The organism is Pseudomonas baetica (assembly GCF_051216495.1).
Lineage (GTDB): Bacteria > Pseudomonadota > Gammaproteobacteria > Pseudomonadales > Pseudomonadaceae > Aquipseudomonas > Aquipseudomonas baetica_B.
Genome location: NZ_JBPKAM010000019.1, coordinates 32,858 through 47,471 on the forward strand (window position 1 = coordinate 32,858; position 14,614 = coordinate 47,471).

Consider the following 14,614-nt stretch of genomic DNA (forward strand, 5'->3'; position numbering starts at 1 on the left):
CATCACTGCAAAGTGACATCAAGCAACGCATTAGTTGGCAGTAAAAGTTGCAGGTCACAAAACAATCACACACCGATATCTACTTTTAGCACTTTGACGATAGTGTTCTCTGAATCGCTCGCTATAATAGAAATCAGTAGCCAGGCGGTTTCTTATTCGCCGATCCCGCTACCCGGTGGCGCGATACTTCATCGCCGTCACCCTCGGCAAGCGTGCGACGCTGACTGCAATTGCATCGCCGACGCGCTGGCTGAAACAGGAATCTGATGCTACGTCAGCTATTGACCTCTGGTGCCGTGGCCGCCTGCAACATGGACGTACTGATCGCCCTGCCGTAAACGATGCCTTCTTGGGCCTTGTCCTCTCGACGGGCGTGATCAATATATTGAACGCAGCGTGTTTCACCAGAATTTATCTCAACTCAATCAGGTATCACTGTGACGAAAGACGAACTGCGCGCGGAACTTGAGCGCCAGGAACAACGTTACAAGGAAGTTTACGGCGGGGAAGTCACCACCTACGCCGCCCAACCCGAACCGGAACGCAAACCCTGGCGTAAACGCGCCACCGTTCAGGATCAGGTTTTCAAGCAAGAACTGGAAAAAATGGAAAAGGAACTCAAAGCCGAAGAGCCTTGACCGCCCAGGCTTGCCTCCTTTAAAGGGTCTGCGTTTACACCCGTTAAAAGCGGGATGTATTGATGTTGCCTTTTGCGCCCGCTATCAGCGGGCAGCGGCCACCCTGCCCATTTGACAGGGTAAAAGGCTCATATCTGACTCCCCTTTCAGAAATTTCATACAAGCATTCAGAGCACGCCCTCAGGCGAGCGGAACCCTTGTGGCAGAAGGGTTTTCAAAGAAATTCAATGACTTGCAAACACCGAAAAAACATCTGCTTTGACGGTGCGATCGCAAAAAAATTCATTGAAGAATGTTACCGATGAGCAGCTAGTGCATCGATTGACAGTCTTTTCTGGCATAATCGCGCCCCCTTATGACCGGGTCAGAAAACCTTCATGATCGATTTATTCAGCGGACTGGATGCTTGGGTGCTTGTGAGCCTCTTGCTCGCCCTGGCTTTTGTCCTCGCCTTCGAGTTCATCAATGGATTTCATGACACCGCTAACGCGGTAGCCACTGTTATCTACACCAAAGCGATGCCACCTCATCTGGCGGTCTTCTTTTCCGGTGTGTTCAATTTCCTCGGCGTCTTGCTGGGTGGCGTTGGCGTGGCGTATGCCATTGTCCACCTGCTGCCGGTAGAACTGCTGATCAACGTGAATACCGGCCATGGCCTGGCAATGGTGTTCTCGTTGCTCGCCGCAGCCATCACCTGGAACCTGGGCACCTGGTACTTTGGTATCCCCGCTTCCAGCTCCCACACGCTGATCGGCTCGATCCTTGGCGTGGGCCTGGCCAATGCCCTGATCAACGATATTCCATTGGGAGACGGGGTGAACTGGCAGAAGGCGATCGATATCGCCATGTCGCTGGTGTTCTCGCCAATGGCGGGTTTCCTGATCGCCGCGCTGGTGCTGATAGGCCTTAAATGGTGGCGCCCGCTGTCGAAGATGCACAAGACGCCGGAACAACGTCGCAAGATCGACGACAAGAAACACCCGCCGTTCTGGAACCGCCTGGTGCTGGTGATCTCGGCCATGGCCGTAAGCTTCGTGCACGGTTCCAACGATGGCCAGAAAGGTATCGGCCTGATCATGCTGGTGCTGATCGGTATCGTGCCGGCGCAATTCGTGCTCGACCTGAACAGCACCACCTACCAGATCGAGCGTACCCGCGACGCCACTTTGCACTTGAGCCAGTTCTACAAGCGCAATGCCGACTCCCTGGGTGAGTTCCTGGCCCTGGGTAAAAGCGTGGAAGGCGATCTGCCGGAGAAGTTTCGTTGCAACCCGCAACAGACCGAACCGACTATCAATGCCCTGCTTGGCACCCTGAAAGGCGTTGCGGATTACCACTCGCTGTCGTCGGAAAGCCGCATCGAAGTGCGTCGCTACCTGCTGTGCCTGGACGACACCGCGAAGAAAGTCGCCAAGTTGCCTGGCCTCGCCGCACGTGAAAAAGCTGACCTGGACAAACTGCGCAAGGACCTGACCACCACCACCGAGTACGCCCCGTTCTGGGTGATTCTGGCGGTCGCCCTGGCCCTCGGCCTGGGTACCATGGTGGGCTGGAAACGCGTGGTACTGACCATCGGCGAGAAAATCGGCAAGCAAGGCATGACTTACGCCCAAGGCATGTCGGCCCAAATCACTGCCGCGTGCATGATCGGCATGGCCAACATCTTCAGCCTGCCGGTGTCCACCACCCACGTCCTGTCCTCGGGTGTGGCGGGGACCATGGTCGCGAACAAAAGCGGCCTGCAAGGCGGCACCGTCAAGACAATCCTTCTGGCCTGGGTCCTGACCCTGCCGGCCACCGTGGCCCTGTCGGCCGGCCTGTTCTGGATGGCGTCGAAGGCGCTGGGTAGCTGATACACAGTCGAATGAAAAAGGCGCGCTCCGCAAGGACCGCGCCTTTTTTATTACTGCCAATCACCACAAATCAACTGTGGGAGCGAGCCTGCTCGCGAAAGCGGCAAACCTATCGCCATTTTCATCGCGACGACCACCGTCTTCGCGAGCAGGCTCGCTCCCACATTGGGTTTGCTGCGCCAGAATAGAAATCGCAGGCAAAAAAAAGGGCAACCGAAGTTGCCCAAAATGCCTTGCGTGCTCATTACATCCCGAAGGAACTACGGTTTTTCCCGCTTGTGCGAGTCCTTCCAGATAAAAACTCCCAATCCTGCAAAAAACATCAGCATGAGGCTGACGGTCAGCACTCCGGCGATCACCACGTTGTCGAAAAACATGACGCGTCTCCTGCGGTTGCCTTGTTGCGATGGAGCTAAGTTAACCAATCAGGCAGGAGCGAATATTGACCGGGATCAATGTTGCCCGGGGCCGGGCATAGAAGGAGGGAAAAACTGACCTGCATCAATCGATGCAGGTGGGTTCAGCGCTTTTTCGGCTTGTTCTTCGATTTGGCTTTCGGAGCTTTCTTCGTTTTGCCCAGAGGCATGGCCTGCTCGAACGCCTGGCGCACTTCGTTAAGGCGCTTTTCGTTAAGGTCATGGACACGCTTGGCGCGTTCGGCGTTGAGGTCGATCAGCTTGTCGTCTTGGCTCATGGCATTCGGTGCATCGCTTGAAATGAAATTCAGCTGCCGCATCAATGGGCAGGATTGCACCCATAATGCGGTCTGGCGACGACGCTGACCAGTCGCGACCTCAAATCTCGATATCGACCCACAAGCCCTGGCGCGGCTGGTCATCCATCAACGGCGCCACCGGCACGGTGTTGTCGGCATTGAGTTCAGTGCCGGGAATCGCCAGGTGAGCCTCGGGATCCTCATCGGCTTCACGACGGCGTCGCTCGCGCTCCTGCTTTCGGCGCTGTTCCTCACGCAACAGCAGAACAGCTTCTTCGGGGTCGCGATTTTTCAGGTCAATGGTGCTGTCGGTGGAGCTCTCCTGCATCGGCACCACCGGCGCAATGTCCGGACGCGGACGGACCGGGTCATGCTGGGAAGTGATGGGCACGGCACTCAAGGGGAGCATCGGTGGCAGCATAGTTATTGGTCTCCTGTCAGCAGGCTGTCGGCTGCGGGGATGGCGACTTGAGCCATCGGTCGCAAACTGTGACCCATTTAGCACTCGTTGGTGCCGTAACCCACGCACCGGGCATAAGTGGGCTAACGTAAAGCCGAGAGTTTTTCTGAGAGTCTTTTGGCCCTGAAGCCCTCATTCCGTTAAGATAGCCCGCTTTTTCAAGGTGGGAGTCAGGCAGCATGGCGCAGCAGTATCAACCGGGGCAACGCTGGATTAGTGACAGCGAAGCCGAGCTGGGATTGGGCACCGTTCTGGCACAGGACGGCCGCTTGCTGACCGTGCTCTATCCGGCCACTGGCGACACCCGCCAGTACGCGCTACGGAATGCGCCCCTCACTCGCGTGCGGTTTTCGCCGGGTGACACCATCACTCACTTTGAAGGCTGGAAGCTGACCGTTCGCGAAGTCGACGACATGGATGGCCTGCTGGTTTACCACGGCCTCAATGCACAGAACGAAGTGGTCACCCTGCCGGAAACCCAACTGTCCAACTTTATCCAGTTCCGCTTGGCCAGCGACCGTCTGTTCGCCGGCCAGATCGACCCGCTGGCCTGGTTCTCCCTGCGCTACCACACCCTGGAACACACCAGTCGCCAGTTGCAATCTTCGCTGTGGGGCCTGGGTGGCGTTCGTGCGCAACCGATCGCTCACCAGCTGCACATCGCCCGCGAAGTTGCCGACCGTATCGCGCCACGGGTACTGCTGGCGGACGAAGTTGGCCTGGGCAAAACCATCGAAGCCGGCCTGGTCATCCATCGCCAATTGCTCTCGGGGCGCGCCAATCGCGTGCTGATCCTGGTACCGGAAAACCTCCAGCACCAGTGGCTGGTGGAAATGCGTCGTCGCTTCAACCTGCAAGTCGCACTCTTCGACGAAGAACGTTTCATCGAAAGTGATGCCTCCAACCCGTTCGAAGATACCCAGCTTGCGCTGGTTGCACTGGAATGGCTGGTAGACGATGAAAAAGCCCAGGACGCGCTGTTCGCGGCCGGTTGGGACTTGCTGGTGGTCGACGAAGCGCACCACCTGGTATGGCACGAAGATCAAGTCAGCCCTGAGTATTCGCTGGTCGAGCAACTCGCCGAAACCATTCCCGGCGTGCTGCTGTTGACCGCGACCCCGGAACAACTGGGCCAGGACAGCCACTTCGCCCGTCTGCGCCTGCTCGACCCGAACCGCTTTCATGACCTGCAGGCCTTCCGCGCCGAGAGCGAAAACTATCGCCCGGTGGCCGAGGCCGTTCAGGAGCTGCTGGACCAGGGACGCCTGTCGCCACAAGCGCACAAAACCATCCATGGCTTCCTCGGCGACGAAGGCGAAGCCCTGCTGACCGCGGTCAACGATGGCGACACCGAAGCCAGCGCTCGCCTGGTGCGCGAGCTGCTGGACCGCCACGGTACCGGCCGCGTGCTGTTCCGAAATACCCGTGCCGCCGTGCAAGGTTTCCCGGAGCGCAAACTGCATCCGTACCCGCTGCCGTGCCCGGACGAATACCTCGAACTGCCGTTGGGCGATCACGCCGAGCTGTATCCGGAAGTCAGCTTCCAGGCCCAGCCGGAGGCCAACGAAGACGAGCGCTGGTGGAAATTCGACCCCCGCGTCGAGTGGCTGATCGATCAGCTGAAAATGCTCAAGCGCACCAAAGTGCTGGTGATCTGCGCCCACGCCGAAACCGCCATGGACCTGGAAGACGCCCTGCGCGTGCGTTCCGGCATTCCGGCCACGGTGTTCCACGAGGGCATGAATATCCTTGAGCGTGACCGCGCCGCCGCTTACTTCGCCGACGAAGAATTCGGTGCACAAGTGCTGATCTGTTCGGAAATCGGCAGTGAAGGCCGCAACTTCCAGTTTGCTCATCACCTGGTGCTGTTCGACCTGCCGTCCCACCCGGACTTGCTCGAACAACGTATCGGTCGCCTGGACCGGATCGGCCAGAAGCACACCATCGAACTGCATGTGCCGTACCTGGAAACCAGCCCGCAAGAGCGCCTGTTCCAGTGGTATCACGAAGCGTTGAATGCATTCCTCAACACCTGCCCGACCGGCAACGCCTTGCAGCATCAGTTCGGCCCACGCCTGCTGCCGCTGCTGGAAGAGGCTGACGAGGGCGAATGGCAGACGCTGATCGACGAAGCACGCACCGAGCGCGAGCGCCTGGAAGCCGAACTGCACACCGGCCGCGACCGCTTGCTGGAACTCAACTCCGGCGGTGCCGGCGAAGGCGAGGCACTGGTCGAAGCAATTCTGGAGCAAGATGACCAGTTCACCCTGCCGATTTACATGGAAACCCTGTTCGACGCCTTCGGCATCGACAGCGAGGACCATTCGGAAAACGCCCTCATCCTTAAACCGAGCGAAAAAATGCTCGATGCCAGCTTCCCGCTGGGTGACGACGAAGGCGTGACCATCACCTACGACCGCAACCAGGCGCTGTCCCGTGAGGACATGCAGTTCATCACCTGGGAACACCCGATGGTGCAAGGCGGCATGGACCTGGTGCTGTCCGGCTCGATGGGCAACACCGCGGTGGCATTGATCAAGAACAAGGCGCTGAAACCCGGCACCGTGTTGCTGGAGCTGCTTTACGTCAGCGAAGTGGTTGCCCCGCGCTCGCTGCAACTGGGCCGCTACCTGCCGCCGGCCGCCCTGCGCTGCCTGCTCGACGCCAATGGCAATGATCTGTCCGCCCGCGTTGCGTTCGAGACCTTGAACGATCAACTCGAAAGCGTACCGCGCGCCAGCGCCAACAAGTTCATCCAGGCCCAGCGTGATCAGCTGACACCACGGATCAACGCCGGCGAAGACAAAATCTACCCGCGTCATGCCGAGCGTGTCGCAGAGGCGCAACGTCGTCTGGCGGCCGATACCGATGAAGAACTGGCACGCCTGACCGCGCTGCAAGCGGTCAACCCGACCGTACGCGACAGCGAACTGGTCGCCCTGCGCAAACAACGCGAACAAGGCCTGGCCATGCTCGACAAGGCTGCGCTGCGACTGGAAGCGATCCGGGTGCTGGTGGCGGGTTAATCCCCCTGCTCCACCGCTATATAAAAAGAAGGCCCGCAGCGATGCGGGCCTTTCTTTTTGTCCGTTCCAATTGTGGTGATCTTTATGGCCTCATCGCGGGCAAGCCCGCTCCCACAGAGCCCGTGTCGAACACATAATCCATGAACACCACAAAACCTGTGGGAGCGAGCCTGCTCGCGAAAGCGATTATGCAGTCGCCGCAGAACCGGCAGGCTCAACCACCACCCCCAACCCCTCCTTCATCCGCTTGGCATCGCGCACAAAACACCGTGACGCCAACACCAGAAACACCATGGTGAAAAACAGCGCCACCGGGATCAGGTACATCGCGTCATGCAGGCCGACGGCCTTGAACGCTTCGGTCATCTGCTCGGCACCCGCCGCCAGCATTGCCATATGTGCAAAGTGATCCGACAAGGCACCGACCACCACGGGCCCCAGACCACCACCCAGCAGATACAACCCGGCAAAGAACAGCGCCATGGCCGTCGCCCGCAAGCGCGGTTCGACCACGTCCTGGATCGCCGTGTAAACGCAGGTGTAGAAGTTGTAGGCAAAAAGCCAGCCCAGACTGAACACAGCCACGAACACCCCGATCTCGATCCGCCCGGAATGTAGCGCCCACGCCGTGCACAAGGTGGAAATGATCAGGCTGAACGCGGCAAACAGCAGGCGACCATTGGCAATGCGCTGGTGAATCTTGTCCGCGACCCAGCCACCCAAGGTCAATCCGACCAATCCGGTCACGCCTACAATGATCCCGGTCGCCACCGCTGCTTCCTGCAATGGCATCTGGAAATACCGCTGCAACATCGGCACCAGGAATGAGTTGCAGGCATAGGTGGCGAAGTTGAAGCACAACCCGGCCAGCACCAGCCACAGGAACGTCGGCACCGCCAGGACCCGGCGGATCGGCCGGTCGATTTTCTCCTGCGAAACCTGCACGCTTTCAGCGGCACCGCGTTTGGGTTCCTTGATGTAGAACATGAAGACCGCCAGGATCAGCCCCGGCACCGCGGCAATGAAGAACGGCGCACGCCAGCTGTCAAACGCCTTGACCATTGCGCCGATGGTGAAGAACGCCAGCAACAGCCCCAGTGGCAGCCCGAGCATGAAGATCCCCATGGCCCGCGCCCGGCGGTGAGCCGGGAACAAGTCGCCGATCAGCGAGTTGGCGGCCGGTGCGTAACTGGCTTCACCGATGCCGATGCCCATGCGCACGATCAGGAAGCTCCAGAAACTGCCCACCATGCCGTTGACTGCGGTCAGGCCGCTCCAGGCCGCCAGGCCCCAGCCCATCAATTTGCTACGAGAACCGGTATCGGCCATCCGCCCCAGAGGCAGGCCGGCGATCGCGTAGACAATGGTGAATGCCGTGCCGATGATCCCCAGCTGGAAATCGCTCAGATGCCACTCCATGCGGATCGGCTCGATGATGATGGCGGGGATGGTGCGGTCGAAGAAGTTGAACAGGTTCGCCAGGAACAACAGGAACAGAATGCGCCAGGCATTCGCCGCTTGGGTCGAGTTCTGCATGGGTCCGTCTCTTTTATTGTTATTGGGGCGTCACTGTCCCCGGAAACGCCAATCTAGACAGGCCTGGCACAGCTGTCTGTAATTATTCGTAAGGCTGATATCAGGCCATGGCGATGTTCCGCCCAGAAAGATGACGAGACCCAATATTCACGGGCTCGAGGTGATTGTTTACACCGTACGTCAATGCGCTGAAAAATACCTATCGCCCCCCCTTCCCAAGCCGCTGGCGAAGCCTAGAATAGCGACCCTGTCCTCCCCCCTGTGACTCCACCTTTCCTTAGATAATCGCCCATGTCCGAAGTCAGTCCGTGTCTGAATTGCGGTGCCTGCTGTTCCTATTTCCGCGTGTCGTTCTTTTGGGGTGAATGTGCCTCCTCTGGCGGGACCGTGCCCGATGAACTGGTCGAGCAAATCACCCCCAGCCGCGTGGCAATGCTTGGAACCGATTGCAAAAAACCGCGCTGCATCAGCCTGGAGGGAGAAGTAGGCAGCACGGTGAAATGCACGATCTACGAACAACGCTCAAGCCCCTGCCGGGAATTCGAAGCGTCATGGGTCGATGGCCAGGCCAACCCCGATTGCGATGCAGCCCGGGCTGCATTCGGTCTGGCGCCCCTGGAGCCCGCCTCCACGATGCCTGAATTACATAGCGCCTGACAGTTAGCACCAATCGCTATTAGCCTAATGTCAAAATCATTGGGGCTAATGTGCCACTACTCCTTGCGCTACATGCATGCCCTCTATACTTCAAGACATTCAACGGCGCGCCTTGCACCGGTCAGGAATACAACATGGGGCATGCTATGGAGTGGCTTGGTTTGCATTTCATTACCGAGCTTCCAGAGAGCGGGCAGGTCATACTCAACTGCATACATGACCCTTTTCTGGTGCTACTCGCTTACCTGGTCGCTTGTGCCGGCTGCTTCGCCACACTGGACATGGCCGAGCGGGTAGCACATGCGGAAAAACCGGCCTCGCGCCGGCTCTGGCGTTGGGTCGGTGCCGGGTGCCTGGCCGGGGGCATCTGGGCCATGCACTTCATCGGCATGCTGGCGTTCCAGGCGCCAATCAACGTGCATTACCAACTGCCGGTTACCCTCGCCTCGCTGCTGATCGCCCTGTTCGCGTCCTGGCTGGCGATGCAGACGCTCAGTCGCCCTGCCTTTGACTTTTGGCATTGCTTGAAGGCTTCTATCCTGATCGGCCTGGGCATAGCCACCATGCATTACGTAGGCATGTCCGCCCTGCGTTCGCAGGCCGTGGCCCATTACCAGCCAACACTGTTTGCCCTTTCCATCCTGGTTGCGGTTGGTGCCAGCCTGGCGGTATTGCTGTTGGCCAGCTACCTGCGCAACGGCGCCGGCATGTTCCATCAACTGCTTAAATACAGCGCCAGCCTGGTCCTTGGAACAGGCATCATCAGCATGCACTTCACCGGCATGGCCGCGTTCAATCTGGTGCTTCCCAACGGCAGCCTCCTGACCCAGCCCGGGGAAAACAATCACCTGCAACTGGGCCTGACGGTGGCGATCATGACGCTGCTGATCATAGGCAGCAGCATCAGCGCTGCGCTGGCGGACAAGAAGCTGCAACATAAGGAGCATGACCTGCAGCGGGTCAACTCTCTGCTCAGCCAACTGGATCAGGCACGCATGTCCCTGCAGCAGGTGGCGCACTACGATCCCTTGACCAACCTGACCAACCGCCGCGGTTTCAACCAGCTCTTCGCCGAGAAACTCATCGAAAAAAACCACTCAGGCGGCATGCTGGCCGTGCTGTTCCTCGACATCGACCACTTCAAGCGCATCAACGACAGTCTCGGTCATGACGCCGGCGACGAATTGCTCAAAGTGCTCGCCGGCCATATCAAAGGCTCGGCGCGCAGTCACGAAGATGTGGTGGCGCGCTTCGGTGGCGACGAATTCTGCATGCTCATCAACCTCAACGATCGCGAAGAAGCGCGGCAAATGGCGCAGCGCATCATGTTGAAAATGAAGGAGCCCATTGAGTTGGCCGGACGGCGGATGGTCATGACCACCAGCATCGGCATCAGCCTGTTCCCCGAAGATGGCAAAACCTGTGACGAGCTGCTGAAAAATGCCGACCTGGCGCTGTATCAGTCCAAAGGCAGCGGCCGAAACGGCTTGAATTTCTTCAGTGCCAACCTCAAGACCCGTGCCACGCTCGAACTGCAACTGGAAGAAGAACTGCGTTACGCCCTGCGCGAAGACACCGGTCTGACGCTCCATTACCAGCCGATCTACGACCTGAAAACCGGTCAGGTCAGCAAGCTTGAAGCGTTGATTCGCTGGCAACACCCGGTACACGGACTCCTCGCACCGGACCGTTTCATCCCCCTCGCCGAGGCCAACGGCCTGATCATCGAGCTGGATAACTGGGTACTGCGCAAAGCCTGTGAGGACCTCGGTGAGTTGTCGCGCCAGAGCTGCGAAACGCTGAAAATCGCCGTGAATTGCTCGCCCCTGAGCCTGGCCCGCGAAGAGCTGGCCGGTCAAATAGAACATGCGTTGCGCAGCGCCGGAGTCGCGCCACAAAGACTGGAGCTGGAGGTGACCGAGAATGCACTGATGGGCAACATCGCTGACACGTTAGAGTTTCTGCGACAGATTCGGGCCCTGGGCGTGTCGCTGTCGATCGATGATTTCGGCACCGGTTACTCGTCCCTGGCCTACCTCAAGCGCCTGCCGCTAAACACGCTGAAAATAGATCGTTCGTTCATCCAGGACATCCCCAACTCCACCCAGGACCTGGAAATCGTCCAGGCAATTATCGCAATGGCCCATACCCTGCACCTGGAGGTGGTCACCGAAGGCGTCGAAACCTTCGAGCAATATCAATTTCTCGAATGCTACGGCTGCGACTTCGTTCAGGGGTACCTGCTCAGCTGCCCGGTGCCGCTGGAGGAGCTACGCCCGGTGCTGAACGAAATCAATCAGCGCAAACATTCCTACCCCCTTACATCGTTGAGTCTGGTTCACGGTACATCTGCACTAATGTAGACGGGTCTTTTTCCAGAAACCCTTGGGCTCCGTGCAATCGCATCAATTGGGCCGCCAGCCCGCTAATGGGCGTTGCCGAACCCTGTTCGCGGGAAAACTTCACCGCCGTATCCAGATCCTTGAGCAAAGTCCGTACATGCCACTTCACCGGTTCGAAGCGACTATCGGCCATTTGCGGGGCAAGGATCTGCAAAGGTTTTGAATCGGCAAAGCCGCCGGCCAGTGCCTCGGCGATGAGGCTCGCGTCGACTCCGGAGCGCTCCGCCAGCGCAACGACTTCGGCAATCACCAAAGCATTACAGGCCACAATCATCTGATTGCAGGCCTTGGTCACCTGCCCCGCACCGACTGCCCCCATGTGCGTCACCCGCTGACCAAGGCTCAACAACATCGGTTTTACGCGCTCAAGATGTGTCGCATCGCCACCGACCATGATTGCCAGACTGCCGGCCTCCGCCCCCACCACACCACCGGAAACCGGCGCATCGAGCCAGCTCATGCCCGTTTTACCTTCAAGCTCTGCCGACATTTCCCGCGTCGCGGTGGGTTCAAGGCTGGAAAAGTCCACCAGCAGCTGGCCACTTTTCGCCCCTTCGACAATCCCGGCCGAGCCAAAGACCACTTCGCGCACCACCGTGGTGTCCGCCAGGCACAACATCACCACGTCAGCTTGCCCGCATAACTCAGCCGGGGTGGCGACCTGACGGGCACCAGCCTCGACCAGCGGCGCACATTTGGCCGGATTACGGTTCCACACCGTCAGCGGATAACCCGCCGCCAGCAATCGCCGACACATCGGCAACCCCATTAAACCAATACCGGCAAACCCCAACGAAGGTAGCGTTGACATCATTTCGCCTCTTTTTGATTAAAGATCGTCAAATATTGGCCGATTCATCATGACTTAGGAAAGGATTCCCCCGAGTTCGTTCAGGCCATGGCCCTGACGCTCGGGACTAATACGCGCTGATAAAAGACGCGAGTTTTCTTCCGTGACGGTTCGACGACAGCGTGTCGTCCGACCAAAACAGCCCAGGTAGATGGCAAACAATGACTTCTAAAAACAATCCGGCCCCTGCGGTAACCGACCTGACCCTGAGCCCTGCGGCGAACAGCCCGGTCTCCTCGAAGCCATTGCTTGCACCACGCCCGCTGGCCACCCAGCAATACCTGTACTTCACGGAAACCAACACCGACCGCATCCTCGATAACCTCGACGGCCTGCGCGACATGGTGTTTCCGCGTCCGCCGCACCTGGAAGGTGACAACGAACAGCACAACGACCAGCAGTTCCCCTCGGTATGCCTGATCGGCCTGGGTCGCTGCGGCTCGAACATCGCGCTGGACGTGGCGGAGCTGGTGTACAACGCACGCACGTTCTACCTCAACGAGTTCAACAACGAACCCCGCCTGTCTCCGGACAAACGCTTCACCGAAAAGGGCCCTGCCCAGTGGATTCGCAACAACCTTCGCCTGATCCCGAACAAGGCTACCAAACCGGTATTCCTGGTCGAACCGCTGGTCATGCTCGGCGACCTGGACAAAGACATCGCCGGGCGTATCCGTTTCTCGCGCAAAGGTGAAAAAAGCGGATTCCTGCGCGACTACAGCAAAATGAAGATCATGGACTTGTCGGAAGTCCACGCCGGTGGCGCCGGTAACGCGCCGATTCTCGGCCAGTATCTGGCCAAGATCATCCTGAACAAGGACACCCAGCGTTTCTCCAGCCCTGACTGGAAGATGATTCACTCGTACCTGATCGACAGCTGCGGCATCAAGGCCAACCAGTCGCGCCTGTACTTCTCGATCTTCAGTGCCGGCGGCGGTACCGGTTCGGGCATGGCGTCGGAGTTCGGCCTGGCGCAACAGCACTCATACATGAACAAGACGTTCGACACCAAGCCGGTGGACGAACACGACAGCAAGAGCGGCCATTCTTTCGTCTTCGAGCCGATCTTCACCAGCGGGATCTGCGTGCTGCCGAACATTTCCGATCACCGCAGTGAAATGTCCGAAGCCCTGCACATCAACGCTGGGCGCCTACTGTGCAAATACCTTTCGGAAGAGTGGGACTTCTCCTACAACTTCGCCAACGAAGACAGCAGCGAAGCCAGCGTCATGGGTCGAATCCGCCCATGGAACGCAATGATGCTGATTTCCAACGACATCATGCGTTATGCCGAAGCAAGCGATGACGGCAACATCCAGAACATTGATGTCAATGCCATGGAAAAGCATGCCAACCAGTACATTTCGCAGCAGATCTTCAACATTCTGACGGCACAGGCGGTCACCACCGACTACGACCAGAACTATTTCCATCGTGCCGGCATCGACATCGGCGAAACCATTCGCCTGGATGCCAACGACCTGTTCATGAGCCTGGCCGGGCCGGTGGCGATCGCCTATGCCGAGTCCGTGGTGCCGGAAACCCCGCAACCTAGCAACGACAAGTTCAAGGTGTTCGAAAAAGAGCCGCAGCGCCTGAACATCGACGACCTGTTCTTCCGCTCCATCGACCTGCCGCACTTCAACAAGGAAACCCAGGCCATCGAGGGCATCAGCCTGTTGCCGATCGAGTCCAAACGCTATCGTGCGTCACTGGAGCAATACAAGAATTCCGGGTATGACGCCGCAGCCCTGCACGACCTGCACTTCTTCAAGAACTGCTCGTCAGTGGTGTCGATCGTTTCCCTGCCGAAGGACTACAAGCTGTCCTACATGGACCTGAACCGGTTGAAGACACACCTCAACAACCTGTTCCCCAACACCACGCTCAAGCGTTATGCACTGGTGATCGGTGCCTCGGCCAACCTGTCGCTGACCACCCTGATCGCCAAGAGCCCGTGCCTGTCGGACGACTTCCTGACGCTGATCGTGGCCTTCATCAAGCGTTGCTTCGCACGTAGCCCGTACCGCTTCGACGAAACCCTGGACAACTCGATGCTGGACTTCATCATCAACGAAGAGTTTGACGAAGACCGGATCGACGATCTGCTGAACGAATTCGAGAATCCGGCGAAGATCCTCGATACCAACTGGTATGCGATCAAACCGATGTACGAGAAGAAGTACCGCGAGCTGATCAACGACAAGGACAAATTCGTCTCGATCAACGACATCCGCCTGTCCCGCGATTGCGTGAAAAAAGCAATCAAGTACCTGCGCGAGATCTACCGTCACCGCATTGGCAAGACCAAGGTTATTTCGTTGAATAACCACACCGGTAAAACCTTCTAAACCGCGTCGCTCCATTCGCGAGCAGGCTCGCTCCCACAAGGTCATCACTGAACCTTGTGGGAGCGAGCCTGCTCGCGAAGGCGATTTCAGATTCAACACGACTCCAACATCCAGAAACAATTAAGC

At 58.4% G+C, this 14,614-nt stretch carries 11 protein-coding genes; 6 read left to right on the plus strand and 5 right to left on the minus strand.

Features of this window, described 5'->3' with window-relative positions; translation table 11 throughout:
* Positions 1-437: 437 nt before the first annotated feature.
* A complete protein-coding gene (locus tag ACSFE6_RS09750; protein WP_008056863.1) occupies positions 438-638 on the plus strand; it encodes a hypothetical protein in 201 nt (66 codons plus the stop codon).
* Positions 639-1,015: 377 nt separating this feature from the next.
* Entirely contained in the window at positions 1,016-2,491 is a 1,476-nt protein-coding gene (locus ACSFE6_RS09755) for an inorganic phosphate transporter (RefSeq protein ID WP_435427399.1), read from the plus strand.
* Between the two features lie 260 nt (positions 2,492-2,751).
* Here ACSFE6_RS09755 and ccoM read toward each other — a convergent pair whose 3' ends face one another.
* The 3 genes from ccoM to ACSFE6_RS09770 all read right to left on the minus strand — a co-directional run bounded on the left by ccoM (position 2,752) and on the right by ACSFE6_RS09770 (position 3,627).
* Positions 2,752-2,868: a cytochrome c oxidase subunit CcoM gene (gene ccoM / locus ACSFE6_RS09760; RefSeq protein WP_433767215.1), complete on the minus strand. Its 117-nt coding sequence runs from the start codon at positions 2,866-2,868 to the stop codon at positions 2,752-2,754.
* A 143-nt stretch (positions 2,869-3,011) separates the two neighbouring features.
* On the minus strand, positions 3,012-3,185 hold the full coding sequence (locus ACSFE6_RS09765) for a hypothetical protein (RefSeq protein ID WP_435427400.1): 174 nt from the start codon (positions 3,183-3,185) through the stop codon (positions 3,012-3,014).
* A 100-nt stretch (positions 3,186-3,285) separates the two neighbouring features.
* Complete coding sequence (locus ACSFE6_RS09770; RefSeq protein WP_435427401.1) at positions 3,286-3,627, minus strand: aspartate-semialdehyde dehydrogenase; 342 nt, start codon at positions 3,625-3,627, stop codon at positions 3,286-3,288.
* Positions 3,628-3,845: 218 nt separating this feature from the next.
* Between ACSFE6_RS09770 and rapA the strand changes: the two genes are divergently transcribed.
* Positions 3,846-6,692 (plus strand): RNA polymerase-associated protein RapA, encoded by a 2,847-nt coding sequence (rapA, locus tag ACSFE6_RS09775; RefSeq protein WP_435427402.1) that lies wholly within the window; start codon positions 3,846-3,848, stop codon positions 6,690-6,692.
* Between the two features lie 186 nt (positions 6,693-6,878).
* Here the strand turns inward: rapA and ACSFE6_RS09780 are convergent, their stop codons facing one another.
* Positions 6,879-8,228, minus strand: coding sequence for a spinster family MFS transporter (locus ACSFE6_RS09780; RefSeq protein WP_435427403.1), 1,350 nt, complete (start codon positions 8,226-8,228; stop codon positions 6,879-6,881).
* 291 nt (positions 8,229-8,519) lie between these two features.
* On the opposite strand from ACSFE6_RS09780, the gene ACSFE6_RS09785 reads away from it, so the two are divergent.
* Together ACSFE6_RS09785 and ACSFE6_RS09790 are read left to right on the plus strand one after the other, a co-directional pair.
* Complete coding sequence (locus ACSFE6_RS09785) at positions 8,520-8,885, plus strand: YkgJ family cysteine cluster protein (RefSeq protein ID WP_435427404.1); 366 nt, start codon at positions 8,520-8,522, stop codon at positions 8,883-8,885.
* A 146-nt stretch (positions 8,886-9,031) separates the two neighbouring features.
* Positions 9,032-11,248 (plus strand): putative bifunctional diguanylate cyclase/phosphodiesterase, encoded by a 2,217-nt coding sequence (locus tag ACSFE6_RS09790; protein WP_435427432.1) that lies wholly within the window; start codon positions 9,032-9,034, stop codon positions 11,246-11,248.
* On the opposite strand, the gene ACSFE6_RS09795 is transcribed toward ACSFE6_RS09790, so the two are convergent.
* Positions 11,205-12,101, minus strand: a complete 897-nt coding sequence (locus ACSFE6_RS09795) for an NAD(P)-dependent oxidoreductase (RefSeq protein ID WP_435427405.1) — start codon at positions 12,099-12,101, stop codon at positions 11,205-11,207. The two genes, ACSFE6_RS09790 and ACSFE6_RS09795, sit on opposite strands and share 44 nt — an antisense overlap.
* Positions 12,102-12,298: 197 nt before the next feature.
* On the opposite strand from ACSFE6_RS09795, the gene ACSFE6_RS09800 reads away from it, so the two are divergent.
* Entirely contained in the window at positions 12,299-14,488 is a 2,190-nt protein-coding gene (locus tag ACSFE6_RS09800) for a hypothetical protein (RefSeq protein WP_435427406.1), read from the plus strand.
* The last annotated feature ends 126 nt before the right edge of the window (positions 14,489-14,614 follow it).

Bases quoted from the DNA above. Each gene is read 5' to 3' on its own strand.
- ACSFE6_RS09755 (WP_435427399.1), top strand. From the start codon at position 1,016: ATGATCGATTTATTCAGCGGACTGGATGCTTGGGTGCTTGTGAGCCTC.
- ccoM (WP_433767215.1), bottom strand. From the start codon at position 2,868: ATGTTTTTCGACAACGTGGTGATCGCCGGAGTGCTGACCGTCAGCCTC.
- ACSFE6_RS09765 (WP_435427400.1), bottom strand. From the start codon at position 3,185: ATGAGCCAAGACGACAAGCTGATCGACCTCAACGCCGAACGCGCCAAG.
- ACSFE6_RS09770 (WP_435427401.1), bottom strand. From the start codon at position 3,627: ATGCTGCCACCGATGCTCCCCTTGAGTGCCGTGCCCATCACTTCCCAG.
- rapA (WP_435427402.1), top strand. From the start codon at position 3,846: ATGGCGCAGCAGTATCAACCGGGGCAACGCTGGATTAGTGACAGCGAA.
- ACSFE6_RS09780 (WP_435427403.1), bottom strand. From the start codon at position 8,228: ATGCAGAACTCGACCCAAGCGGCGAATGCCTGGCGCATTCTGTTCCTG.
- ACSFE6_RS09785 (WP_435427404.1), top strand. From the start codon at position 8,520: ATGTCCGAAGTCAGTCCGTGTCTGAATTGCGGTGCCTGCTGTTCCTAT.
- ACSFE6_RS09790 (WP_435427432.1), top strand. From the start codon at position 9,032: ATGGAGTGGCTTGGTTTGCATTTCATTACCGAGCTTCCAGAGAGCGGG.
- ACSFE6_RS09795 (WP_435427405.1), bottom strand. From the start codon at position 12,101: ATGATGTCAACGCTACCTTCGTTGGGGTTTGCCGGTATTGGTTTAATG.
- ACSFE6_RS09800 (WP_435427406.1), top strand. From the start codon at position 12,299: ATGACTTCTAAAAACAATCCGGCCCCTGCGGTAACCGACCTGACCCTG.